Origin of the sequence: Limnohabitans sp. G3-2, assembly GCF_002778275.1 — a bacterium.
In the GTDB taxonomy this organism is placed as follows: Bacteria; Pseudomonadota; Gammaproteobacteria; order Burkholderiales; family Burkholderiaceae_C; genus Limnohabitans_A.
The window spans coordinates 416,311-440,462 of record NZ_NESG01000001.1; the positions used below are offsets into that span (position 1 = coordinate 416,311).

26 protein-coding genes, 2 tRNA genes and 1 other annotated feature are annotated in these 24,152 nt (G+C 58.3%); of the genes, 18 read left to right on the top strand and 10 right to left on the bottom strand.

The genetic code is table 11. The annotated features are described in order from the left end of the window. Positions 1-11: 11 nt before the first annotated feature. Positions 12-1,595, bottom strand: coding sequence for an urea ABC transporter permease subunit UrtB (urtB, locus tag B9Z31_RS01870; RefSeq protein WP_100117946.1), 1,584 nt, complete (start codon positions 1,593-1,595; stop codon positions 12-14). Positions 1,596-1,697: 102 nt separating this feature from the next. Then, a complete protein-coding gene (urtA, locus tag B9Z31_RS01875; RefSeq protein ID WP_100117947.1) occupies positions 1,698-2,975 on the bottom strand; it encodes an urea ABC transporter substrate-binding protein in 1,278 nt (425 codons plus the stop codon). Positions 2,976-3,200: 225 nt separating this feature from the next. Between urtA and B9Z31_RS01880 the strand changes: the two genes are divergently transcribed. From B9Z31_RS01880 to B9Z31_RS15350, 9 genes are all read left to right on the top strand, one after another. After that, positions 3,201-3,503, top strand: coding sequence for an urease subunit gamma (locus B9Z31_RS01880; RefSeq protein ID WP_100117850.1), 303 nt, complete (start codon positions 3,201-3,203; stop codon positions 3,501-3,503). Between the two features lie 18 nt (positions 3,504-3,521). Continuing rightward, entirely contained in the window at positions 3,522-3,692 is a 171-nt protein-coding gene (locus B9Z31_RS15450; RefSeq protein ID WP_158235642.1) for a hypothetical protein, read from the top strand. Positions 3,693-3,699: 7 nt separating this feature from the next. Continuing rightward, positions 3,700-4,005 carry an urease subunit beta gene (locus tag B9Z31_RS01885; protein WP_100117851.1) on the top strand — a complete coding sequence of 102 codons (306 nt, stop codon included), beginning with the start codon at positions 3,700-3,702 and terminating at the stop codon, positions 4,003-4,005. Between the two features lies 1 nt (position 4,006). After that, on the top strand, positions 4,007-5,725 hold the full coding sequence (ureC, locus tag B9Z31_RS01890) for an urease subunit alpha (RefSeq protein WP_100117852.1): 1,719 nt from the start codon (positions 4,007-4,009) through the stop codon (positions 5,723-5,725). Beyond that, positions 5,725-6,363 carry an urease accessory protein UreE gene (ureE, locus tag B9Z31_RS01895; RefSeq protein ID WP_100117853.1) on the top strand — a complete coding sequence of 213 codons (639 nt, stop codon included), beginning with the start codon at positions 5,725-5,727 and terminating at the stop codon, positions 6,361-6,363. The genes ureC and ureE overlap by 1 nt, the downstream gene beginning before the upstream one ends. Next, on the top strand, positions 6,353-7,042 hold the full coding sequence (locus B9Z31_RS01900) for an urease accessory protein UreF (protein WP_100117854.1): 690 nt from the start codon (positions 6,353-6,355) through the stop codon (positions 7,040-7,042). The genes ureE and B9Z31_RS01900 overlap by 11 nt, the downstream gene beginning before the upstream one ends. Further along, complete coding sequence (gene ureG / locus B9Z31_RS01905; RefSeq protein ID WP_100117855.1) at positions 7,039-7,698, top strand: urease accessory protein UreG; 660 nt, start codon at positions 7,039-7,041, stop codon at positions 7,696-7,698. The genes B9Z31_RS01900 and ureG overlap by 4 nt, the downstream gene beginning before the upstream one ends. A gap of 33 nt (positions 7,699-7,731) precedes the next feature. Further along, a tRNA-Ser gene (locus tag B9Z31_RS01910) sits at positions 7,732-7,819 on the top strand. A 488-nt stretch (positions 7,820-8,307) separates the two neighbouring features. Then, positions 8,308-9,576: a hypothetical protein gene (locus B9Z31_RS15350; protein ID WP_143473803.1), complete on the top strand. Its 1,269-nt coding sequence runs from the start codon at positions 8,308-8,310 to the stop codon at positions 9,574-9,576. 383 nt (positions 9,577-9,959) lie between these two features. On the opposite strand, the gene B9Z31_RS01915 is transcribed toward B9Z31_RS15350, so the two are convergent. After that, positions 9,960-11,173 (bottom strand): IS3 family transposase gene (locus B9Z31_RS01915; protein ID WP_100117856.1). Its coding sequence is split into 2 segments (ribosomal slippage): positions 9,960-10,879 and positions 10,879-11,173, totalling 1,215 coding nucleotides; the frame shifts between segments, so codons are not numbered across the junction. Further along, positions 10,776-10,892, bottom strand: a sequence feature (AL1L pseudoknot). Its footprint overlaps the gene before it by 117 nt. Before the next feature lie 143 nt (positions 11,174-11,316). Further along, complete coding sequence (locus tag B9Z31_RS01920) at positions 11,317-12,282, bottom strand: Gfo/Idh/MocA family protein (RefSeq protein WP_100117857.1); 966 nt, start codon at positions 12,280-12,282, stop codon at positions 11,317-11,319. A gap of 80 nt (positions 12,283-12,362) precedes the next feature. On the opposite strand from B9Z31_RS01920, the gene B9Z31_RS01925 reads away from it, so the two are divergent. Both B9Z31_RS01925 and B9Z31_RS01930 read left to right on the top strand, forming a co-directional pair. Next, positions 12,363-12,740 (top strand): hypothetical protein, encoded by a 378-nt coding sequence (locus B9Z31_RS01925; RefSeq protein WP_100117858.1) that lies wholly within the window; start codon positions 12,363-12,365, stop codon positions 12,738-12,740. Continuing rightward, the gene (locus tag B9Z31_RS01930) at positions 12,737-13,303 is read left to right on the top strand and encodes a hypothetical protein (RefSeq protein ID WP_233200620.1); all 567 of its coding nucleotides are present in this window, start codon (positions 12,737-12,739) and stop codon (positions 13,301-13,303) included. The genes B9Z31_RS01925 and B9Z31_RS01930 overlap by 4 nt, the downstream gene beginning before the upstream one ends. Positions 13,304-13,317: 14 nt before the next feature. Here the strand turns inward: B9Z31_RS01930 and hemW are convergent, their stop codons facing one another. The 3 genes from hemW to rph are packed head-to-tail and all read right to left on the bottom strand — an operon-like array spanning position 13,318 to position 15,927. Next, positions 13,318-14,520, bottom strand: coding sequence for a radical SAM family heme chaperone HemW (hemW, locus tag B9Z31_RS01935; protein ID WP_100117949.1), 1,203 nt, complete (start codon positions 14,518-14,520; stop codon positions 13,318-13,320). 16 nt (positions 14,521-14,536) lie between these two features. Continuing rightward, on the bottom strand, positions 14,537-15,151 hold the full coding sequence (rdgB, locus tag B9Z31_RS01940; RefSeq protein WP_100117859.1) for an RdgB/HAM1 family non-canonical purine NTP pyrophosphatase: 615 nt from the start codon (positions 15,149-15,151) through the stop codon (positions 14,537-14,539). 17 nt (positions 15,152-15,168) lie between these two features. Then, entirely contained in the window at positions 15,169-15,927 is a 759-nt protein-coding gene (gene rph, locus B9Z31_RS01945; protein ID WP_100117860.1) for a ribonuclease PH, read from the bottom strand. A gap of 188 nt (positions 15,928-16,115) precedes the next feature. Between rph and B9Z31_RS01950 the strand changes: the two genes are divergently transcribed. The 4 genes from B9Z31_RS01950 to B9Z31_RS01965 all read left to right on the top strand — a co-directional run bounded on the left by B9Z31_RS01950 (position 16,116) and on the right by B9Z31_RS01965 (position 20,255). Beyond that, the gene (locus B9Z31_RS01950; RefSeq protein WP_100117861.1) at positions 16,116-17,018 is read left to right on the top strand and encodes a YicC/YloC family endoribonuclease; all 903 of its coding nucleotides are present in this window, start codon (positions 16,116-16,118) and stop codon (positions 17,016-17,018) included. 11 nt (positions 17,019-17,029) lie between these two features. Then, positions 17,030-17,650, top strand: a complete 621-nt coding sequence (gene gmk, locus B9Z31_RS01955) for a guanylate kinase (RefSeq protein ID WP_100117862.1) — start codon at positions 17,030-17,032, stop codon at positions 17,648-17,650. Between the two features lie 31 nt (positions 17,651-17,681). Next, entirely contained in the window at positions 17,682-17,882 is a 201-nt protein-coding gene (rpoZ, locus tag B9Z31_RS01960) for a DNA-directed RNA polymerase subunit omega (RefSeq protein ID WP_062402588.1), read from the top strand. A 102-nt stretch (positions 17,883-17,984) separates the two neighbouring features. Beyond that, positions 17,985-20,255: a bifunctional (p)ppGpp synthetase/guanosine-3',5'-bis(diphosphate) 3'-pyrophosphohydrolase gene (locus B9Z31_RS01965; RefSeq protein WP_100117950.1), complete on the top strand. Its 2,271-nt coding sequence runs from the start codon at positions 17,985-17,987 to the stop codon at positions 20,253-20,255. Between the two features lie 13 nt (positions 20,256-20,268). On the opposite strand, the gene greB is transcribed toward B9Z31_RS01965, so the two are convergent. Together greB and B9Z31_RS01975 are read right to left on the bottom strand one after the other, a co-directional pair. Continuing rightward, positions 20,269-20,823, bottom strand: a complete 555-nt coding sequence (greB, locus tag B9Z31_RS01970; RefSeq protein WP_100117863.1) for a transcription elongation factor GreB — start codon at positions 20,821-20,823, stop codon at positions 20,269-20,271. A gap of 67 nt (positions 20,824-20,890) precedes the next feature. After that, positions 20,891-20,967 (bottom strand) — tRNA-Arg (locus tag B9Z31_RS01975). Between the two features lie 150 nt (positions 20,968-21,117). Here B9Z31_RS01975 and B9Z31_RS01980 point away from each other — a divergent pair. From B9Z31_RS01980 to B9Z31_RS01990, 3 genes are read left to right on the top strand one after another with little or no spacing between them, the layout of a single operon-like run. Beyond that, on the top strand, positions 21,118-22,125 hold the full coding sequence (locus tag B9Z31_RS01980) for a P1 family peptidase (RefSeq protein WP_100117864.1): 1,008 nt from the start codon (positions 21,118-21,120) through the stop codon (positions 22,123-22,125). Positions 22,126-22,150: 25 nt separating this feature from the next. Continuing rightward, on the top strand, positions 22,151-22,732 hold the full coding sequence (locus tag B9Z31_RS15590) for a hypothetical protein (RefSeq protein WP_233200622.1): 582 nt from the start codon (positions 22,151-22,153) through the stop codon (positions 22,730-22,732). Then, complete coding sequence (locus B9Z31_RS01990) at positions 22,732-23,136, top strand: type II toxin-antitoxin system PemK/MazF family toxin (RefSeq protein ID WP_100117866.1); 405 nt, start codon at positions 22,732-22,734, stop codon at positions 23,134-23,136. The genes B9Z31_RS15590 and B9Z31_RS01990 overlap by 1 nt, the downstream gene beginning before the upstream one ends. Before the next feature lie 280 nt (positions 23,137-23,416). On the opposite strand, the gene B9Z31_RS01995 is transcribed toward B9Z31_RS01990, so the two are convergent. Beyond that, positions 23,417-23,746, bottom strand: a complete 330-nt coding sequence (locus tag B9Z31_RS01995) for a hypothetical protein (RefSeq protein WP_199174409.1) — start codon at positions 23,744-23,746, stop codon at positions 23,417-23,419. Between the last annotated feature and the right edge of the window lie 406 nt (positions 23,747-24,152).

Sequence of the window (24,152 nt, forward strand, 5' to 3'; positions counted from 1 at the left end):
CGTATCCCTGTTCACGCTTCAGCGCTGCGACCCTTCATCGCGAAGATGCCTTGCGGGCGCTTCTGGATGAAGACGATGATGAATACCAACACCGCAATTTTGGCCAGCACCGCACCGGTCCAACCTTCGAGCAGCTTGTTGGCCAAGCCCAGTCCCAAAGCAGCGTAGACCGTGCCCGCCAGCTGACCCACCCCGCCCAGCACCACCACCATGAACGAGTCCACGATGTAGCTCTGCCCCAGGTCCGGGCCGACGTTGCCCACCTGGCTGAGCGCACAACCCGCCAGGCCTGCAATGCCCGAGCCCAAAGCGAACGCGTAGGTGTCGATGCGGGCGGTGTTCACGCCCATGCACGAAGCCATGGGGCGGTTTTGCGTGACGCCGCGCACAAACAGACCCAGGCGTGTTTTGCCAATCAACAGCGCCATGCCGACCAGCACCGCAGCGGCAAACACGATGATGAGCACACGGTTCCAAGGCAGTTGCAAATTGGGCAGCAGCTGCAGCGAACCGCTCATCCACGAGGGGTTTTCAACGCCCACGTTTTGTGCCCCGAACAAGCTGCGCACGCCTTGCATGAGCACCAAGCTGATGCCCCAGGTGGCCAGCAATGTTTCAAGGGGGCGGCCATACAAATGCTTGAGCACCGTGCGCTCCATGACGGCGCCCACTAAAGCGGCCGTGAGGAAAGACACGGGAACCGCCACCAGCAAGTAGGCATCGAATGCGCCCGGCAGGTATTGGCGGAACACGGCTTGAACCACATAGGTGGCGTAGGCCCCGATCATCATCAGCTCGCCGTGTGCCATGTTGATCACACCCATCAGGCCGTAGGTGATGGCGAGCCCCAAAGCCACCAACAACAAAATAGAGCCCAGGCTGGCCCCGGTGAACAAGGTGCCCAGGCGCTCACCCCAGCGCAGACTTTCCTGCACGGCGGTCAATGCCGCTTGAATTTGCTTTTTCACCGCAGGGTCTGGCTCTTGGGCCAGTTGCTGGTTGAGCAACAGCAAAGTTTCGGGCTGTTGGCTCTCGGCCAGTTCGCCGGCGGCCAACCCTCGCTCATGGGGTAGCTCGCTGACCAGCATGGCCGCGGCACGCGCTTGGCGCACCAGACTTTGCACGGTGGCATCTTTTTCAGTGGCCAGCGCTTTGTCGAGCAAGGGTCTGCGGCTGGCATCGGGCTCTTTGAGCAAAGCCAAGGCAGCCAGTCGGCGCACCTTCACATCAGGGCTGAACAATTTCAGGGCCGCCAGGGCCGTGTCCAGTTCACCGCGCAAGCGGTTGTTCAGCATCACATCTTCGGCCTCTTGCGGCACGGGCAGCGCCTGTCCGGTCACTGGGTTCAGGCCTTGACCATCGCGCACCACCAGCACCTGGTCCTTGGCCACCTTGACCACATCGTCGGCCAGCGCTTGCAAAAAAGCAGCGGTCCTCTCGTCCCCTTGGGCCACGGCTTGCGCCAAAGCCTGCACACGCGCATCGCTTTCGCCCACGGAAATCGCCAGGGCTTCGTCCATGGTCAAAGCGTGCGCTGCCGACAGACCCCACACAGCGCTGGCGATCCACGTGGCTTTCAAAATCCATCGTTTCATCTTGAACATCTCTTGGTCGAGCGAGCAGTCGCCCCTTCGGTCATCTTTCAGAAAAAGGGGAGGGACTGTGCCCTCCCCTTTTTTCAGAACGCGTTCAAACGATCACTTCTTGGCAGGTTCGTCAGGCTTGACGTCGTTACCTGGAATGAAGGGGCTCCATGGCTTGGCCTTGACGGGGCCAGGGGTCTTCCAGACCACGTTGAACTGGCCGTCGGCCTTGATCTCGCCGATGAACACCGACTTGTGCAAGTGGTGGTTTTTCTCGTCCATCTTGCTGGTGATACCGCTTGGCGCCTTGAAGGTCTGACCGGCCATGGCCGCGATCACCTTGTCGGTGTCAGTGGTCTTGGCTTTTTCCACCGCCTGCTTCCACATGTTGATGCCGATGTAAGTGGCTTCCATCGGATCGTTGGTCAAAGGCTTGTCTTTGTGACCCGCGATGTTTTTGGCCTTGGCATAAGCCGCCCACTTCTTGGTGAACTCGTCGTTGGCCGGGTTCTTGATGCTCATGAAGTAGTTCCATGCGGCCAGGTGACCGACCAAAGGCTTGGTGTCCACGCCGCGCAGTTCTTCTTCACCGACCGAGAAGGCCACGACGGGCACGTCTTTGGCTTTCAGGCCCGCGTTGCCCAGTTCTTTGTAGAAAGGCACGTTGGAGTCACCGTTGATGGTGGAGACCACGGCCGTCTTGCCGCCCGCAGAGAATTTCTTCACATCGGCCACGATGGTTTGGTAATCGCTGTGGCCAAACGGGGTGTATTTTTCGTCAATGTCTTTGTCGGCCACGCCTTTGCTTTTCAGGTAGGCACGCAAGATTTTGTTGGTGGTGCGGGGGTACACATAGTCGGTGCCCAGCAAGACCCAGCGCTTGGCTGCGCCGCCTTCTTTGCTCATCAGGTAATCGACGGCCGGGATGGCCTGCTGGTTGGGCGCAGCGCCGGTGTAGAACACGTTTTTGCTGAGTTCTTCACCTTCGTACTGCACGGGGTAGAACAGCAAGCCGTTCATTTCTTCCACCACGGGCAAGACCGATTTGCGCGACACCGAAGTCCAGCAACCGAAGATCACCGAGACTTTGTCTTGGCCGAGCAGTTGTTTGGTTTTTTCAGCGAACAGGGGCCAGTTGGAAGCCGGGTCCACGATCACGGGCTCGAGCTTTTTGCCGAGCACGCCACCTTTGGCGTTGATTTCATCAATGGCCATGAGCACCGTGTCTTTGAGCACGGTCTCGGAAATGGCCATGGTGCCCGACAGGCTGTGCAGCACGCCCACCTTGATGGTGTTGCCCGCTTGCGCTTGGGCTTGGCTGGCCAACGTCAGGCTGCCAGCGGCGATGGCGGCGGCGGTTGCGAGGGCTTTGAGATGGCCACGACGATTCATCATGAGATCACTCCAATCAGGAAAGTAGGTTGTTGAAACAAACACGCGGAGACTTGCAACGCTGAACCCACTCTTGCAATCACCGTGCCAACTTCAGGGAGAACCCTGATGCACCCCGGATGGCGCGGCTGTTTCCCTAGAAAAAAGATGAGCGCTCTATAAGGGGGCACAGTCTTTGCTACATTGATGGGATCGAATGCACCCACTCTTTCAGAACGCACCAAAATGGAACTCACGCCTCGCGAAAAAGACAAGCTGCTCATCTTCACAGCCGCACTTTTGGCCGAACGCCGCAAGGCGCGCGGTCTGAAATTGAACTACCCCGAAGCCATCGCTTTGATCTGCGCCGCCGTCATGGAAGGCGCACGGGATGGGAAGACCGTGGCCCAATTGATGAGCGAAGGCCGCACCGTTTTGACGCGTGCCGATGTGATGGACGGCATCGCTGAAATGATCCCCGACATCCAAGTCGAAGCCACTTTCCCAGATGGCACCAAATTGGTGACCGTGCACCAACCCATCGTTTGAGAACACGCAGGAGCTGACATGAAAAAAATCGCCTTCACACTTTCTTTGGCCTTCTCGCAACTGGCCAGCAACGCTGTCGCACACGACGGTCACGGCCTGGGGGGCCCGCACTGGCATGCCACCGATGCGCTGGGTTTTGTGGTCGCTGCAGCCTTGGTGGCTGCGGCGGTTTATTTCGGCAAAAAGTGAGCCCCGCATGATTCCCGGTGAACTGTTGATCGACCCCGGCCAACACGACTTGAACGTGGGCCGTCGCACCTGCACCCTGGTGGTGCAAAACGCCAGTGACCGCCCCATTCAGGTGGGGTCGCACTACCACTTTGCAGAAACCAATGGCGGGCTGAGCTTTGACCGCGCTGCTGCGCGTGGCATGCGCTTGAACATTGCATCGGGCACGGCCGTGCGCTTTGAGCCCGGCCAGCAACGCACCGTGGAGCTGGTGGACTACGCGGGTGACCGGGTGGTCTATGGCTTTCGCGGTTTAACGCAAGGAAAACTCTGACATGGCCCACATCGACAAACGTGCGTACGCCGAGATGTTCGGCCCCACCGTGGGCAACCGCGTTCGCCTGGCCGACACCGCCTTGCTTGTCGAGGTTGAAAAAGACTTCACCTTGCTGGCAGGTGGCTACGGCGAAGAGGTCAAGTTCGGCGGCGGCAAGACGATCCGCGACGGCATGTCGCAATCGCAGCGCACCAACGCCGAGGGCGCGATGGACTGCGTGCTGACCAACGCGCTCATCATCGACCACTGGGGCATTGTCAAAGCCGACATTGGCCTCAAGGGCAACCGCATCGCCGCCATTGGCAAAGCGGGTAACCCGGACACGCAGCCGGGCGTGGACATCGTGATTGGCCCGGGCACCGAAATCATCAGCTGCGAAGGCCTGATCGTCACCGCAGGCGGCATCGACTCGCACATCCACTTCATTGCACCCCAACAGATCGACGAAGCGCTGGCCAGCGGCGTGACCACCATGCTGGGCGGCGGCACGGGCCCGGCCACCGGCACTTTTGCCACCACCTGCACGCCCGGGCCTTTCAACATCGAGCGCATGATGCAGGCGGCCGACGCCTTCCCGATGAACCTGGGCTTTTTGGGCAAGGGCAATGCCAGCTTGCCAGCTGCGCTGCACGAGCAGATCAGCGCAGGCGCAATTGGTTTGAAGCTGCACGAAGACTGGGGCACGACGCCTGCGTCCATCGACAACTGCCTGAGCGTGGCCGAAGCCACTGACACGCAGGTGGCCATCCACACCGACACGCTCAACGAATCGGGCTTTGTGGAAGACACGGTGGCCGCCTTCAAGGGCCGCACCATCCACACCTTCCACACCGAAGGCGCGGGCGGCGGGCACGCACCCGACATTTTGAAAGTGGTGGGCGAGGCCAACGTGCTGCCCTCTTCCACCAACCCCACGCGCCCCTACACCATCAACACGCTCGACGAGCATGTGGACATGTTGATGGTCTGCCACCACCTCGACCCGGCGATTGCCGAAGACCTGGCCTTTGCCGAGAGCCGCATCCGCAAGGAAACCATCGCGGCCGAAGACATCCTGCACGACCTGGGCGCCATCAGCATGATGAGCAGCGACAGCCAGGCCATGGGCCGGGTGGGCGAGGTCATCATCCGCACCTGGCAGACCGCGCACAAAATGAAGCAGCAGCGCGGCAGCCTGCCCGGCGACACCGAACGTCACGACAACGCCCGCGTCAAACGCTACCTCGCCAAATACACGATCAACCCCGCGATCGCACACGGCATGAGCCACGAAGTGGGCAGCATTGAGGTGGGCAAGTGGGCGGACTTGGTGATCTGGAAGCCAGCCTTCTTTGGCGTCAAACCCGCCATCGTCATGAAAGGCGGCTTCATCGCGCTGGCCGCCATGGGCGACCCGAACGCGTCCATTCCCACCCCCCAGCCTGTGCACTACCGCCCCATGTTTGGCAGCTTTGGCGGGGCGCTTGCGCGCGGCTCGCTGACCTTTGTCTCGCAAGCGGGTTGGCAAGCGGGCGTGGGTGCGCGTTATGGCCTGGCCAAAACACTGAGCGCGGTGAAAAACATCCGCCAAGTGGGTAAGAAGGACATGGTCCACAATGACTACGCGCCCCGCATGGAAGTCGATGCACAGACCTACGCGGTGCGCGCCGACGGCCAGTTGCTGGTGTGTGAACCCGCCACCAGCCTGCCCATGACGCAACGCTACTTTCTGTTCTGATGATCCTCTGCTCCAAACTCATGCCGCAAGGCCGTGGCCTGGCCCGTGTGCTGGTGCATCGCGCCAGCACCATCACGCTCGACTGGGACACCCGACAAAAAAGCCGCTTTGACGCCACAGACAGCGCTGGGCGCGCCCTGGGCGTGTTTTTAGCCCGGGGCAGCGTGGTGCGCGGTGGCGATGTGCTGGTGGCCGAAGACGGCTCACTCGTTCGTGTGCAAGCCGCCCCACAAAGCGTGCTGCGCATCACCGCTTGCAGCGAACACGGCTCGCCTTTTGACCTGACCCGCGCCGCCTACCACCTGGGCAACCGCCATGTGCCCATCGAGCTGCAACCCGACCACCTGAAGATTGAGCCCGACCATGTGCTGGCCGACATGCTGCGCGCCATGCACATGACGGTGGTGCAGGTCTCAGAGCCCTTTGAGCCTGAAAACGGCGCGTATGGTGAGCACGCCTCTGGGCATGGCGGGCATGGGCATGGGCACAGCCACGATCACGATCACGATCACAGTCATGCGACCCCGCTCCCGACCACGGCCACGGCCACGGCCACACCCAAACGCATCGCCATTCCCATCCGCGCTGCCGCGGCCGCGCCCCATGTGCATGGCCCGCACTGCAAACATGACCACTGAGTCCGCGCCTTCGGGCCTGCTGCAGCTGATCTGGCTTGCCTCACCGGCTTTGCCCATCGGTGGGTTTTCCTACTCCGAGGGCCTGGAAGCGGCCATCGAGCAAGTCCTGGTGCACGACGAACACAGCGCCACCGACTGGGTGGTGGACCAACTGCACCTGACGCAGTCGCGTGGCGACATGTCGGTGCTGGCGCAAGCGATTCCCGCCTGGCAAAACCACGACACTGCCCGATTGCAAGCCCTGAACGACTGGGTCATGACCACCCGCGAAACCGCTGAGATGCGCTTGCAAACCGAACAAATGGGCCGCTCTCTGCTCGACTGGCTGCGCAACCTGCAGCAAGCCAGCGGCGAGCAATTGCGGCTGTGCGCCAACTTGCCCGTGACCTACCCACTGGCCATGGCGCTGGCACTTTCCCTGGCCAAAACGCCGCTGGACCATGCCCTGCAAGCCTGCGCTTTTGGTTGGGCCGAGAACATGACGCAAGCTGCGCTCAAGTCAGTGCCTTTGGGCCAAAGTGCGGGCCAACGCATGCTGGCCCGGCTCGCCCGAGAGATCCCTGTGGCGGTGCAAACCGCCTTGCATGTGTCCGACGAGGACCGCCAAGCCTTCAGCCCCATGCTGGCCATCCTGTCGGCCCGCCACGAAACCCAATACTCCCGAATTTTCCGATCATGAGCTCTGCACTGCACCACATCCCGAACCGCACCCAAAAACTGCCGCCCCTGCGCGTGGGCATCGGCGGGCCGGTCGGCTCCGGCAAAACCACATTGCTCGAGATGCTGTGCAAAAACATGCGCGAGCGCTGGGACCTGATCGCCATCACCAACGACATCTACACCAAGGAAGACCAGCGCCTGCTCACCGTGAGCGGCGCCCTGCCTGCGGAGCGCATCATGGGCGTGGAAACGGGCGGCTGCCCGCACACGGCCATCCGCGAAGACGCGTCCATCAACCTCGAAGCCATCGACCGCATGCTCGAGAAGTTTCCGAATGCCGACGTCGTCTTCATCGAGAGCGGCGGTGACAACCTCGCCGCCACCTTCAGCCCCGAACTGAGTGACCTCACCATCTATGTGATCGACGTGGCTGCAGGCGAAAAGATCCCCCGCAAGGGCGGGCCCGGCATCACCAAGAGCGATTTGTTCGTCATCAACAAGACCGATTTGGCGCCCCATGTGGGCGCCGACTTGCAGGTGATGCGCGACGACACCCAACGCATGCGGCCCAATCCCGAAACACGCCCCTGGGTGATGACCAACCTCAAAACGCTGGACGGCCTGGCCGAGGTGGTCGCCTTCATTGAAAAGCGCGGGATGCTCGGCCAGGCTTGAACGACGTCATTAGTCGTTACAATGACCCCCCAAGGAAGCGTGGCAGAGTGGTCGATTGCACCGGTCTTGAAAACCGGCGACTCGAAAGGGTCCGTGAGTTCGAATCTCACCGCTTCCGCCAGTGCCTTCCCTGCAACCGGCATGGATGCTAGGTTTACTGGTTATCTGCAATATCCAGCCCACATTTCTATACACACGCCCACTTAAAAAACCTTGGTCGTTGCCATGGTCTCGGAGTGTCGGCCGTTGCCCCTGCGACTTTTGATTGCTCCCTGCCTAGGTCGACTTTAGGGGGGGTGGGGTCTTGGCCGTTGCAAATAAGTTGCTGCACCCGCCTATTCGCCCAAAAAGGCAATTAGGCCTTTTTTGTGACACCGGTGCAATGAGAGCGGAAACGGTGGTGTCAAGACGGTTTGCTAGCTTTAGCAAGGTGTCTAGGCTTGGGGGATGAGATACCTAGTTTTTAATTTTAGCTACTTTCTAATAAATTATTGCCAAGTGAGCAATCCTTAATATATAAGTAAAAAATATTGTTTGGAGGGTTAGTACTGATTGATAGATTCAATCTATAGGTGGTTAAATTTAACAAATTTATAGAGAAAGCTACAAATGTTTAAAAGATTCCTTGTTCCAACTCTTGCCAGTTTGATGCTGCTTGTTTCTTGCGGTGGTGACACGATCACATCTGGCGGCTCGGGCGGCTCGGGCCAAACATACCGTGTGAAGGTCATGGTTTCCGGCTTACCTTTCGGGGAATCCATTTTGCTTTATAACAACCAAATTGATGCTTTGAATCTGAGGGTAAATGGTGCTTTGACACAATTTCCGAGTGCTTTGTCTTCAGGTGACGCATACGCAGTTACTGTCAAGGAAAAACCGCTAGGATACCAATGCTCTGTGAGCAATGGTGTTGGAACCGCAAGTGCCAACATCAGTAACGTAACAATACTTTGCAAACAAAATTACACCGTATCAACAATAGCAACTTTCTCCAATACTAATTGGGACCACCGCGGCAATACATTGGTTATGGATACTAATGGCAATTTTTTTCTGGCATCAAGTCAGGAGCATGTAATTTATAAAATTACGCCTTCTGGTGTAATATCGGTCTACGCTGGGTCTATTAATGGATATTTAGATGCCAATAGTACATTAGCACAGTTTTCTTTCCCTCAATCGTTGCAATTGGATTCGGCTGGCAATCTCTATGTTTATGATTCAAATTACCAACATATAAGAAAAGTAGCACCAAATGGTGATGTCACCACCATAGCGACAACTTCCTACTATGGTGGCTCTATGGTTTTGAATGATAATGGTGATCTGATACAAACTGACCTTTGGAATGGCAAAATTCTCAGAAAAATCAACCCACTAACTGGTGTTATTACTGATTTTGCTGGTAGCAGTTCACTCCCTGGATATGCCAATGGATTGGCGGGGGCGGCAAGATTTCAAAATATAGGCACCTATACGTTGGGTTTAAATAATAAATTATATATATCAGATAATGCTCCATATATACGTCAAGTCGACACATCTGGCATGGTTACAAATTTTGTTGGCTCAGGGAATCCATCATTAATTGAAGGAGTAGGTATTGATGCATCAGTTCCAGGTGGTGCCAATCTTTTTTCTGACAAACTTGGTAACATATTCGCAGCCTCAAATATCCGGAATGGTCTGGCTATTTCCAAAATAACTCCTTCAGGAGCATTGGAAGTTATTTATAGTCAAACTACCTTTGCTGTTATAGATAGTACTCCAGCTATAATTGGATTATTTCAAGATTTCAGATCGCCAATTGTGGATAATAATGCAAATATATATTTTATGGATGGACAATACTTAAGAAAGTTGTCGCCAAATATTTAAACAACCTACCGTTTTTATGTTGAAATTGGACCGTTACAAATAAGTTCATGCATCCAGCCAATCACCCCAAAAGTGTTTCGAATGTCACGCCACCGGGTAATTAGTAACAAATAAAAAGCGTTTTTTAAAGAACACCCCGCACCGGCAAATCTTGACGCTTGCGAGTGGTGTCGGTCTTGAAGGCTTTAAAAAGAAATCGGTTATTTGATAATTCCACATTATGAAATATAGCCATCAAAGCAACCATATGCCCCCCACGCTTTGGGTTTTACCGGGGTCAGACATCAGCAATGCTCAACAGCTGAGATGCTTTCAAGTTCAGCGCCTGAATCGCCCCGGGTATCAAGGAGGCCAGTTGGTTTAAGTCATTCCGTTGTGGCGGTTTAACTGGCAAGTTGCCGATAGTAATTGTCTTCAGCTTCGGCAGGTGGAATATACCCAATCGGCTCAAGCAGTCTGTGGTGGTTAAACCAAGACACCCATTCAAGCGTTGCAATCTCCAGTGACTCCTTGGTTTTCCAGGGTGCTCGGCGGTGAATCAACTCAGCTTTGTACAGCCCGTTAATCGTTTCCGCCAACGCGTTGTCGTAGCTGTCACCCCGGCTTCCTACTGAAGGTTCTATCCCCGCTTCGCTCAATCGCTCGCTATACCGGATGGACACGTATTGCGAACCCCTATCGCTGTGATGAATCAGGGCGTCGCTTCGTTCGGGTTGCCGGTCGTACAAAGCCTGCTCCAGCGCATCGAGCACAAAGTCTGTCCGCATGGAGCTGCTCTGACGCCAACCCACAATCCGACGCGCATACACGTCAATCACAAAGGCCACGTATTGCCAGCCTTGCCACGTAGAGACGTAGGTGAGGTCCGACACCCACAACTGATTGGGCCGGTCTGCCTTGAACTGCCGGTTGACCCGGTCCAGCGGGCATGGTGCATTGGCGTCTGGGGTCGTGGTGCGTACGACCTTGCCACGGCGTACACCGCGCAGGCCCAGTCGGCGCATCAGTCGCTCGACAGTGCACCGGGCAACGGCAATTCCCTCACGGTTCATCTGTTTCCACACCTTGTCGGCTCCGTAGACCTGCATATTGGCGTGCCAGATCCGTTGGACTTGCGCGATAAGTTCGTCATCGTGCTTGGCCCTGTCACAGCGCAATGCCGGCTCGCGCATTTGGGCAGCGTGACGCCAGTAACACGACGGGGCAATCTGCAAAACCTTGCAGATCGGCTCGACCCCATAGGTATCACTGTGTTGGTCAATGTACGCCTTCAACTCTTGAGTCGGCGGTCGAGCTCCGCCTGGGCGAAAAACGCGCTGGCCGTCTTGAGGATGTCATTGGCCCGGCGCAGCTCCTTGACCTCCCGCTGCAATGCCTTGAGCTGCTCGCGTTCGCTGCTGGTCAAGCCCTCGCGCTGGCCGCTGTCAACCTCATCGCGCTTGACCCAATCGTTGAGCGTTTGCGGCACGCAACCGATCTTTGGCGCAATCGATTCAATGGCGGCCCACAGCGATGGGTACTCACCGCGGTGCTCCTGCACCAGGCGTACTGCACGTTCACGCACTTCCGGGGAAAATTTGTTTGATCTCTTGTTCATGGCTCCATCTTCTCAAAGTTTGGAGCCTCCTCAAAACCCGGGGCGATTCACTTTTCAGAACAGTATCCGCTCGGACACCGCTTCCGCCAAGACACCATGCAAAACGCCCCTCACGAGGGGCGTTTTGCATGGCGCAGCGAATTTCAGCGCTTACCCACCAACATCGCCTCCACCAACACCTGAACCGCCAGCGCTTCTTCGGCGGTCGCCAGTTTGTGCGGCTGGCCTTGCAGCCACAAATCCACTTCGCTCAGTTGTCGCTGCAATGCGCTGGTGCGGGGGTCTTCGGTGGTCCAGTCCAGGGCCTCAACCCAAGGACCGCCGTCGGAGCGCCACAGTTGGTAAAACTCTCGGAATTGGTGGTTCAGGCGGCTGCCGCGCACCGTGACTTCTTGGCGATCGGGCTGCTGCCCTCCCGTGGTGGCCATCACCGTCACCGGTTTGCCGTCGGCCGTGGTCAATCGGGCCAGCATGTCCAGCTCGCACAGTGCGGGATCTTCGGGGTAACGCGGCAAGGCCTGCTGCAAAGTCAAAGGCCCCAAAAATCGACCCGCCAAAAACAGGAAGTGCGAAATCACCTCCCGGGTGTATCCCCCCTCGTGGCGCAGGCGCAGCCAATCGGCGTCTTTTTGCCAGGCACGGGGCCAGGCGGGGTAATTCACCACGATGTCGATGCCCAACAGCTCGCCCGTTTCACCCGCAGCGATGGCGCGGTGGAGCTCGTCAAAACCCCGCGATGCGGCTTGTGTGAAGTTGACCACGCCTGGCCAACGGGCCCGGGCCAGCTGAGCCACCAGATCACGGCTTTGCGCGTTGTCGGTGCCCAAGGGTTTTTCCATGAACACACCTTGCCCGGCCGCAGCAGCCTGCAGGGCATAGGTTTTGCGAGGTCCCGGCGGGCAAGCCAAATACACCACATCGGCGCCCGCCATGGCGGCTTCGGGACTGGCGGCGATCGGGACATCCGGCAAGAGTTCGCGCGTTTTGGCGACGGATTCGGCCGACGGATCCCAAACACCGCAAACGTCAAAAGCGGGGTGTCGCCATGCGTTTTCCAGCATGCGTCGGCCCATGATGCCCAGCCCAACAATGGCCATTCGATGTGTCATGTGGTTCTCCTGAAGCCTTGAGCTTAACCCCAGACAAATGGGGCGATGACGATGACGATAAATTCGATAAAATCATCGATATGGAAAAAACCAACAGTACCAACAGCCCATTTGCAGCCGCTTACCTGCGGTTTTTACAATTGGCCAAAGTCATCCAGGCCCTGCCCGATGGGATGGAAATGGATGCCAACGAGAAGGCCTTGCTGCAAGCCGTGGTGCTTCGCTGGTATGAAAATCAGCCCATGACCGTGCGCGAAGCCATTGCACTGGCGGACTTGGGCTCCCCCGCCACGCTGCACAAGCGAATCACGCGGCTGCGCGAAAAGGAAATGCTCAGCACGTTCAATTTGGAAGGCGATCGCCGCGCCAAATTTTTGATCCCGACCCAACGCACCTTGGATTACTTCAGCCACCTGGGGCAATCCATGCAGGCAGCCCACCAAGAAACACCTGCATGAGTTCATTCGTCGGCAGCTCACTTCAAAAAACAGTACTGGCTTTGCTCAGTGCTGTTTTGTTTGTGTGCTTCTTCGAACTCAACGGTTGGTTGTTTCACGACTTTGAACACAAACAGGGCATCAACTGGTTGTTTTTGCCTGCTGGCTTCAGGGTGATTTTGGTGTTGGTGCTGGGCCTTCCCGGTGCTTTGGGTTTGATGCTGGGCAGCTGGTACATCGATGCAGGCCTGATCGATGGGCCGAACATCTTGCTGGCCTTTTTGAACGGGGTGGCCGGCGGATTGACCCCGTGGCTGGTGATGAAATACCTGCAAAAACAACAGTGGTTGAGCGACCAACTGCAAAAGCTCAACCCCTTGCAGCTGCTGAACTTGACACTGAGCACCTCAGCCGCCAGCGCTGCGGCTCACCAAATGGTCTGGCTTTGGCTGGAACGTCCGCAGACCAACTTTTGGGTGGATGTGTGGCCCATGTTCATTGGCAACGTCACGGGCGCTTTGGTCATGCTCTACGGCTTCAAGTTCGTCCTGGACAGAATGCGCTTGGTCCACCCAAACCGCTGAAAAGGCCTGAGACCTCAGTCGGCTTCGGCCAAAAACAGCGCCTGCAGGTCACTCAAAAAATCAAAGCCTTTTTCTGTCGGCCAGACCCGGTGCAGGTCGCGCCCGATCAGGCCCAGTTGTTCAGCCTCCGCCAGACCCTTTTGGATGCTGGTCATGGCCAGGCCCGTGCGGTCCACGAAATCGGCCAATTCGAAACCAGCGCGCAAACGCAAGGCATTGAGCATGAATTCAAACGGCAAATCTTGGCGCGACACTTCGGTGCTTTGCGTCACAGGCTCGCCCTTCATGGCTTGCTGCATGTAAAGCGCTGGCTCGCGGTAACGCACCTGCCGCAGCACACGGTGCGCGAAACTGAGCTTGCTGTGCGCCCCTGCGCCAATGCCGAGGTAATCACCAAACTGCCAGTAATTCAGGTTGTGCGCGCAGCGGTGTCCGGGCTTGGCGTAGGCCGACACTTCGTACCGTTCCAAACCCGCCAAACCCGTGCGTTCGGTGATCCGGTCCATCATGTCGTAGGCCAAATCGTCTTCAGGCAAGGCCGGTGGAAACTTGGCGAACACCGTGTTGGGCTCGATCGTCAGGTGGTAGATCGAGATGTGCGGGGGCGCAAAGGCCAGCGCAGTGGCGATGTCTTGCGTCAGGCCTTCCAGCGTTTGGCCGGGCAAGGCGTACATCAGGTCGAGGTTGAAGGTGTCAAACACCTGCGCGGCTTCGGTCACGGCGGCCAAGGCTTGGTCGCGGTCGTGCACCCGGCCCAAAGCTTTCAGGTGCGCGTTGTCAAAACTTTGCACACCGATCGACAAACGGGTGATGCCTGCTTGGCGGAAAGCCTTGAATCGGTCTTTTTCAAAAGTGCCGGGGTTGGCTTCCATGGTGATTTCGGCGTCCGGTGCCAAGCGCACACGGGCGCGGATGCCGCTCACCAAACGCTCAATCGCCTCCGGCGAAAACAGGCTGGGCGTGCCGCCGCCCAAAAACACGGTCTGGATGCTGCGGCCCCAGATCAATGGCAGGCTGGCTTCCAGGTCGGCCAACAGCGCTTGGATGTAGGCGTCTTGCGTTGAAACCGGGTCTGCGCCATCGCGAAATTCATGCGAGTTGAAGTCGCAGTAGGGGCACTTCTTGATGCACCAGGGCAGGTGCACATACAGCGACAGGGGCGGCAGACTGCTCAGTTGCAGCACGCCTGGGCGCATGGCGTGCACCGGGTCCATCATGGGGTTCATGGGCGCTTCATGCCACAGCGTCGGCCGGCCAACGCTCGCGCATCAGCGCCAGCATGGCTTGTGCGGCGCGGCCTCGGTGGCTGTGGGCGTTTTTGACGTCAGGCGGCAGTTCAGCAAACGTCTTGCCGAACTCGGGCAACAACATGACCGGATCGAAGCCAAAACCATGGCTGCCCCGGCGCTCGGGCGTGATCTGCACCACCACCCGGCCCACCGCCACCAGGGGCTCCGGGTCGTCGGCGCTGCGCAAGGCCACCAAGGTGCTGACCATGGCGGCGCGGCGCTGGGTGATGCCCTGCATTTGTTCCAGCAAGGCGCTCACGTTGGTGTCGTCACCCTTGGGGTAGCCAAAGCGGGTGGCGTAGAAAGCCGTGTCCACGCCAGGCTGACCGCCAAAAGCGTCCACACACAGACCCGCATCGTCGGCCAGGGCCGGCAAGCCACTGAGCTGCGCGGCGTGCCGGGCTTTGGCCAAGGCGTTTTCCACAAAGGTTTTGAAGGGCTCAGCGGCTTCGGGGATGTTCAGTTCGGACTGGCGCACCAGCGTCATGCCCAGCGGCGCAAACAGGGTTTGCAACTCGGCCAATTTGCCCGCGTTGTTGGAAGCCAGAACGATTTTCATGAAGAGAGGGGCAGCGCTTATGCGCTGAAGGTCAGCGTCTGGGGTGCGTCGTGCGCTTGCTTTTGCAGCTGGACCAGCTGGGCAATGCCTTTTTCGGCCAGCGCCAGCATGCGGTCCATCTCCACGCGGGTGAAAGCCACGCCCTCGGCCGTGCCCTGCACTTCCACAAAGTGGCCCGCGCCCGTCATGACCACGTTCATGTCGGTGTCGCAGGCCGAGTCTTCGGGGTAATCCAAGTCCAGCAAAGCCGCCCCGTTTTTCAGGCCGACCGAAATCGCGGCCACGCGGTCCAGGATGGGGGACTCGCTCAGCTTGCCCGTGGCCATGAGCCAGTTGACGGCGTCTTGCGCCGCCACAAAAGCACCGGTGATGCTGGCGGTGCGGGTGCCGCCGTCGGCTTGCAGAACGTCGCAATCGAGGTGAATGGTGCGCTCGCCCAGTTTTTTCAAGTCAAAAACAGCCCGCAATGAGCGACCAATCAGGCGCTGGATTTCTTGCGTGCGGCCGCTTTGCTTGCCGCGTGCGGCTTCGCGGTCACCGCGGGTGTGGGTGGCGCGGGGCAGCATGCCGTATTCGGCCGTGACCCAGCCCTCACCACTGCCTTTTTTGTGGCCCGGCACTTTTTCCTCCACCGAAGCGGTGCAAAGCACGCGGGTCTGGCCAAACTCGATCAGCACCGAGCCTTCGGCGTGCACGGTGTAACCGCGGGTGATGCGCACCGGGCGCAGGGCATCGGCAGGGCGACCGGTTCGAACGTAAGAGGTGCTGGTGTTCATGATGGCGAGAAATGAAGTGAGTGCCTGGCCCTGACAATGCGCCTGGCCATGGGCAGGCGGGTCAGACCCAAGAGTTTGAGATAATGCCTCGTTTCATGCTCAGCTGTTAGGCTGCAGCATTTGCAGTGCACACAGGCCCATGGGGTCAGGCGCTGCCACAAGGAACTTGATCCATGCCAGTTTACAGTATGACCGGATACGCCAGCGTGCAGCACAGCCCGCTGGCCGCAGACGGCGAAACCCCTGCCAGCGCGGCCCCCACAGCCCGGCTGGGGTTTGAAATCCGCTCGGTCAACAGCCGCTTTCTGGACCTGAGTTTCCGCCTGCCAGAAGAGCTGCGCCAGCTCGAACCCGGACTGCGCGAGCTGATCACCCGGCAAATCAAACGCGGCAAAGTGGAAGTGCGTGCCAGCCAAGATGCAGGTGACGGCGCCACCCTGCAAGCCCCCAACCACCAGGCCCTGCAAAAAATCGCAGCGCTGCAAGACAAAATCCAGGACTGGTTGCCCGACGCCCGCGCCTTGAGCGTGGCCGACGTGCTGCGCATGACGGCGGGCAGCTCGGGCCAAGCAGCGCCCGATGAAGCCGCCTGGATGCAACTGGCCGCCCAAGCCGTGGCCGCCCTGCGCGAGGCCCGCGCCCGTGAAGGTGCCCGGCTGACCGAGATGCTGCAAGGCCACATTGAGCAACTGCGTGGCTTGGCCGAACAGGCCCTCCCCCTGGTGCCGCAACTGGTCGAACAGCAGCGCCAGCGCTTTTTGGAGCGCTGGAAAGACGCCATGTCCTTGGCGGACGGCAGTCACTTGCCCGAAGCCGCACAAGACCGGGCGCTGACCGAAGCCACCGCTTTTGCGATCCGCATCGACGTGGCCGAAGAGCTCACCCGCCTGCGCTCGCACCTGGACGAACTCTCCCGACTGCTCAGCCAAGGCGGCGACATCGGCAAACGCCTGGATTTCCTGATCCAGGAACTGCACCGCGAAGCGAACACTTTGGGCTCCAAATCGGCCGTGCTCGAGATGACGCGCATCTCGGTGGACATGAAGGTGCTGATTGAGCAAATGCGCGAACAAGTCCAGAACATCGAATAAAGAGCCCCAGCATGGATTACCCAGGAAACCTGTTTGTCGTGGCCGCCCCCAGCGGGGCCGGAAAATCCAGCTTGGTCAAGGCCTTGATGGAGCTCGATTCACGCGTGCAGCCCACGGTCTCGCACACCACCCGCGCGCCCAGGGGCCAGGAAAAGCATGGCCGGGAATACTTTTTCACCTCGGCGCAAGAGTTCGATGCCATGGTGCTGGGCGACGCCTTCGTCGAATGGGCCCATGTCCATGGCCAGCGCTACGGCACCTCCAAGCGGATGATTGAAGACCGCATGGCCCAAGGTGCGGACGTGATCCTGGAAATCGACTACCAAGGCGCTTTGCAAATCAAGAAGATGTATGCCAATGCGGTGCTCATCTTCATCCTGCCCCCCAGCTGGGAAGAACTGCGCGCTCGCTTGGAGCGGCGCGGCGAAGATGCGCCAGACATCATCGCGCTGCGCCTGCAAAATGCGGCCATCGAAATCGCCCAGGCCCCTGAATTTGACTTCGTTATAATCAATGAAGTATTTGATCGTGCCTTGTTTGACCTCAAAGCGGTTGTTCACGCCCAGCGGCTCAAGTACCACGTTCAGCGCCGTGCCCGGCCTGACACCTTCCAAGCGCTCAAAATGGCTTGAACCCAGCACCCAAATTTTCAAGGAAAACATCATGGCCCGTATCACTGTTGAAGATTGCCTGGAACAAATCCCGAACCGCTTTCAGCTGGTTTTGGCCGCTACTTACCGCGCCCGCATGTTGAGCCAAGGTCACACCCCCCGCATCGAGAGCAAAAACAAGCCAGGTGTGACGGCGCTGCGCGAAATCGCCGCAGGCAAAGTCGGTATCGAGATGCTCAAGCGCGTGTCCTGATCGACCCCTGTCCGGCTCTTGCCGGATCAGCCAAAGCCCCAGCCATGGGGCTTTTTTTCGTCTGAAAATCAAGCCCTCAACCGCTTGCGTTACATTGATGTCATGAGCACTGTCACGCCACCGTCATCCAAAACAGGTCACAGCCAACCCCAGGCCTTGGCCCCCGCGGCGGCCAATGCGGCGGCGGCCAGTTTTGCGGTGTTGGAAGCCCAAATTGGCTACCTGAACGAAGCCGACGTCGAGGTGGTGCGCAAAGCCTACAAATTTGCCGACGAAGCCCACTTGGGCCAAATGCGCAAAAGCGGCGAGCCTTACATCACCCACCCGATCGCGGTGGCGGGTTTGTGCACCGAATGGAAGCTCGATGCGCAGGCCTTGGCTGCTGCCCTGTTGCACGACGCCATGGAAGACTGCGGCATCACCAAGATCGAGTTGATTGAGCGATTTGGCTCCCCCGTTGCCGAACTGGTGGATGGCCTGACCAAGCTGGACAAGTTGGAGTTCAACACCCGAGAAGAAAACCAGGCCGAGTCGTTTCGAAAAATGCTGTTGGCCATGGCCCGTGATGTGCGTGTCATCCTGATCAAACTGGCCGATCGCACCCACAACATGCGCACCATGTCCGACATGCCGCGCAGCAAGTGGGGCCGCATCGCATCTGAAACGCTGGAAATTTACGCCCCCATTGCCCACCGTTTGGGCCTGAACCAGATTTACCGCGAGCTGCAAGACCTGGCCTTCAAGCACCTCTTGCCTTGGCGCTATGCGGTCTTGACCAAAGCCGTCTCCCGCGCGCGCAACCGCCGACGGGACCTGATCCAGAAAGTCAAAGCGGACGTCGAAGCCGTTTTTGCGCAAGCCAAGATGCAGGTGCGCATCAGTGGTCGCGAAAAAACGCTGTACTCCATTTACAAAAAGATGGACGACAAACACCTGAGTTTTGCGCAGGTCACCGACATTTACGGTTTTCGGGTCATCGTGCCTTCGGTGGTCGACTGCTACACCGCCTTGGGCTGGTTGCACCAGATTTACAAACCCGTACCGGGCAAGTTCAAGGACCACATCGCGATTGCCAAAGTCAACGGTTACCAATCGCTGCACACCACGCTCGTCGGACCCTCGGGTGTGAACGTGGAGTTCCAGATGCGCACCGAGGCCATGCACCTGGTGGCCGAGTCGGGCGTAGCGGCGCACTGGCTGTACAAAGAACACGAAGCGGCCAGCGCCCAATCGGCACGTTTGGGCACACAGTGGTTGCAGTCACTGCTCGACATCCAAACCGAAACGCGCGATGCAGCCGAATTTTGGGACCATGTCAAAGTCGATTTGTTCCCCGACGCGGTCTATGTCTTCACACCCAAGAGCCAAATCATGGCCTTGCCACGGGGCGCCACGGTGGTGGACTTCGCCTACGCCATCCACAGCCGCGTGGGCGACCACGCCATGGCCGCACGCATCAATGGTGAACAGGTCCCGCTCAGGACAGAATTGAAAAATGGCGATGTGATCGAAGTGATCACCGCGCCCGTGTCTGCCCCCAACCCCGCTTGGCTCGGGTTTGTGCGCACAGGGCGCGCGCGCTCCAAAATTCGCCACCACCTCAAAACCATGGCCCAAACAGAATCGGTGGAACTGGGCGAGAAACTCCTGAGCCAATCCCTGCGGGCTGAAGGCATTGAGAAATTGCCCGAAGACAACGAGGCCCATCAAGCCTTGTGGGAAAAGTTGTTCCGATTTACCGGCAACCGCAATCTGCCCGACTTGCTCATGGACATTGGTCTGGGCAAACGCATCGCCACCATCGTGGCGAAACGCTTAGCGGCTTTGTTGTCTGAAAACGGCCAAAAGCCCGACGCGCTGCTGATGACACGCGAGCGCTTTACCGCGCACGAATCCATTTCCCAGGGCGCGATCACCCTCGATGGCAGCGAAAACGCATCGGTGGTCTACGCCCGTTGCTGCAGGCCCTTGCCTGGCGATGACATCGTGGGTTATTTGGGCCGTGGCGAAGGCCTGGCCGTTCACACACGGGACTGCGCCACCGCGCGCAAACTGGAACACAAAGACAGCGAGCGCTTCATTGGTGTGGAGTGGTCGGACGAGATGACCCGCAGTTTTGAAACCGGCATCAACGTCACCGTGGTCAACGGCCAAGGCGTATTGGCCAGAGTGGCCGGTGCATTGGCCAGCGCGGAGACCGACATCGTTCACGTGGACATGGGCCATGAAACGCCGCAAGACACCGCAGAGTTGAAATTTGTGGTCGCGGTCAGGGACACGACCCACCTGGAGCAAGTGATGCGCCACCTCAAGCGCACCCCTTCGGTGATCAAAGCTGAGCGCCAAACCAACAAAGGCATCACCAGCGTCTGAGGAAGTGGGGCCCTCAAGCCGGGGCGGGATAACTGACGCTCAAGACCTCGATCAGCACCACACCCGACGGGGTCACCAGTTTGAGTTCATCGCCTTCGCGCGACTTGAGCAAGGTGCGGGCGATGGGCGATACCCAGGTGACCTGCCCTTGCAAGCTGTCGGCCTCGTCAATCCCCAAAATGGTCACCGTGCGTTCTGTGCCAGAAGCCTCGGCATACGTGACCGTGGCGCCAAAATAAACCTGCTCACTGCCATGGTGAACCGTGGGATCGACCACCTCTGCCACCTCGAGCCGCTTGGTTAAAAAACGGATGCGCCGATCGATCTCACGCAAGCGTTTCTTGCCATACAAATAATCCCCGTTTTCTGAGCGGTCACCGTTGCTGGCGGCCCAATGCACAACCTCCACCACTTTGGGCCGCTCGTCATCCATCAAGGTGAACAGCTCGGCCCTCAGGCGGGCGTAACCCCCAGGCGTCATGTAGTTGCGCGCACCCACGGGCAAGGCCGGCAAACCCAGTGCTTCGTCTTCGTCGCCGTCGGACTCTTTAGTGAAAGCTTTGCTCATGGCAGGCTGTGGACCGCTAGAAAAAAAGAAAAAAGCCCACAACTTTCGTTGTGGGCTTTCTAATTTTTGGTGCGGCTGGCAGGAATCGAACCCACGACCCCTTGGTTCGTAGCCAAGTACTCTATCCAGCTGAGCTACAGCCGCATCATGCACGCAATTATAGCAAGCTTTTGAGGGCATCCCGGCCCGCACCTCAATTAAATGGCTGGGCAAAGTGTCCCTGGTACAGGCCTTGTGCAAGCGTTATTCTCAAGTCTCACCACAAGCGTCATCTCAACGGGAGGAATCAATAACATGCCGAGCTCAATGATCACAGGATCCATGGTCGACGTCCCGGGTCTTCTGGTGGGCCACTTCACGCTGAAGGAGCGCCTGAGCGGTTGCTCAGTGGTGCTGAGCCCCCCTGGGGCCGTGGGCGCAGTGGACGTTCGCGGGGCCGCCCCGGGCACCCGTGAGACCGATTTGCTGGACCCCAGCAACCTGGTGGACAAAGTCCATGCCGTGGTGCTGAGCGGCGGCAGCGCCTTTGGTCTCGACGCAGCCACGGGCGTGGTGCGCTGGCTCGATGAGCAAGGCATCGGCTTTGAAACCGGTTACGGCCGCGTGCCCATCGTGCCTGCGGCCGTCTTGTTTGACTTGCCCGTGGTGCGAACGGGCGATGACCCCCAAGCCCGGCCCGGTGCAGATGCTGGCTACGCCGCCTGCCAAGCGGCCACCACGGCCCGACCCGCCGCAGGCAATGTGGGCGCAGGTGCCGGTGCCTGTGTGGGCAAACTGTTCGACCTCGATCGCTGCATGAAAGGCGGCATCGGCCATGCCAGCGTTCGCGTGGGTCCCTGGGTGGTGGGCGCCTTGGTCGCCTGCAACGCCGTGGGCGATGTGCTTGACCCGGCAACAGGCCAGCTGCTGGCGGGCGCCCGCACGGCCGATGGCTTGCAACTGCTGGACACCCAACGTGCATTGCTGGCGGGCGAGCGCGGCAGTCGTCCCCTGCCTGGCACCAACACCACCATTGGCGTGGTCGCCACCAACGCCACCCTCACCAAAGCCCAAGCCAAACGCCTGGCCATGAGTGCGCACGACGGCCTGGCCCGCAGCATCCGCCCGGCCCACACCCCGCTGGACGGTGACACCCTGTTTGCCTTGGCCACAGGCACCGAGTCCAGCCCGGTGGATTTGATGCTGCTCACTGTCATGGCTGCCGAGGCCACCGCATTGGCCACGGTCGATGCCATTCGCCAGGCACGGGGCATCCGCACAGTTTGGGGCGACATTCCAGCTGCCAAAGATCTGGCCACTTGAACCCCAATACGACAAAGCCCACCGGATGAGGGGTAGCCGTGTTCAACACCCGCTGCTTGGGCATGGTGGATTCAGGGGAAGCGGCGCTCTGGATGAAGGCGCCTCGGGTGCTGGTGTTGCTCGCAGCATTGGTCACTCCTTTCGAAGAGCTTGGGACAACGCTGCCATTTCAGTAAATCAATGGGGAACGGTCAAAGAACTGATTCAGGAACTTTGGCGATATCTCCAGTTCCTTCATCTTTCCGAGCACCGGTTTCCCCTCTGGTTGACAGCCTGGGCCGCATTTGATATCTTTAAGATATCTATTCACACAAAGGGGCTAGCCATGACAGCTGCAACAGCTCAGATCGCCTTTCGCTACCGTTCGCAGGACAGCGCAACAGGCGTGACTCGTACAACAGCCAAGCGCCTGGCTGAGGTTCTGGGCGTTGATGAAACGCAGGTCATTCACTTGGCCCTGCATGAGCTGGCCACAAAATTTCTGCCTCAATACGAGGCTGATGAGGGCGCTCTGACCAAGGCCCAGCTCAGTCAGGTCAAAAAATCAGCACCCAAAGCCAAGGGCGGCACTGTTCGCAGCAGTCTTTTTGAACTGGAAAGCGCCTGATGCGGTGGTGGCCAGAACCTACAGCTGGCGAAATCGTCTGGTGCCACTTTCCTGACAATATTCACCCCAAGCCCAAACCACGGCCAGGCCTGATTGTTTCGACCAAAGAAGACGACGAGGGCATGACCTTCGTGAGCGTGGCATACGGCACCAGCCAAAAGACGGACCGTCTGTACAGCGGAGAGTTTCGCATCGCCAAAAGTGAGCATCCAGCCGCGTATAACAGCGCCGGACTGAGTTATGACACCAAGTTCGACTTGAGAAACGTGCTTGAGCTTCCGTTCAACGACGCCTATTTCTCGGTTCCTCCCCATGCACCGCATGGCCAGCTCCCAAAGCTGGGGACACTGCATCCGAGCATGGTCAAGATTGCCGCCACCGCTTTCGCAGCAGCAAGCAAATAGGCTCAACCATGGCTACAACTGCACGGGCTGATGGGCATTGGATTTCTGTCAGCGCAAAGCACACATGGCTGCAGCCGCTAAGGAACACATGCGGCAAACTGCGCTGTGAAAAGTGTCTAGGGATTAGGGGTAGTGCCCGTGGACTCGACTTTTGCGGGCATCCGATGAATGAATTGCCAGCCCTATGCACTGTCAACTGAGTAAGTGTGCAACCTTCAGATAAAGAAAAAGCGACTGCCGTTAGAACAGTCGCTTTCTGCACTGAAATGGCTCTCAATGATTAGTTACATTGAGTTGTATTACCGTACTGGGTACAAGTTTTGCCGTTGGAATATTGTGTGGTGTTGCCATACTGGGTTGCGGTCACGCCATTGGAGTACTGCGTCGTATTGCCGTATTGGTTAGCAGTCACACCATTGGAGAACTGGGTGGTGTTGCCGTATCGATTAGCAGTCACACCGTTGGAATATTGCGTCGTGTTACCGTACTGATTAGCCGTCACACCATTGTTGTACTGAGTTGTGTTGCCATAGCGTGTACCGCCTACTTGAGCATGGACTGCGAACGATGCTGAGAGTGCAGCCAACAAAATTATCGACAACTTGAACATAAATTTTTCCTTTAATGCGTTTTAAATTCTAGAAGAATTATGCTCCCACATCAAAGAAAAAGCCACCTCGAAAGGTGGCTTCTTACAAGTGGTAGGGCGTGACAGACTTGAACTGTCGACCAAAGGATTCTGGTTTGTGTAGCTTTCACTACTCCCTGGACTATGCCTTCATCTTATGCATCACTGCACTTAGACGGGCGCCGTCTAGTCTCTACACCTTCAAAGTGATTTCTCACTGAGCTTGGCTCGGCATTGGCGTATGCATGACTGCACTTAGCTTTCACCGAATTTGACGCCATTCACACGAGGAGTTTCCTACCTCGGTGCACAATTTTCATGAGTCCTCTGCTCTAACCAACTGAGCTAACGCCCCAACCGAAGGTTTGATTGTAGTGGCCCAGCCAGC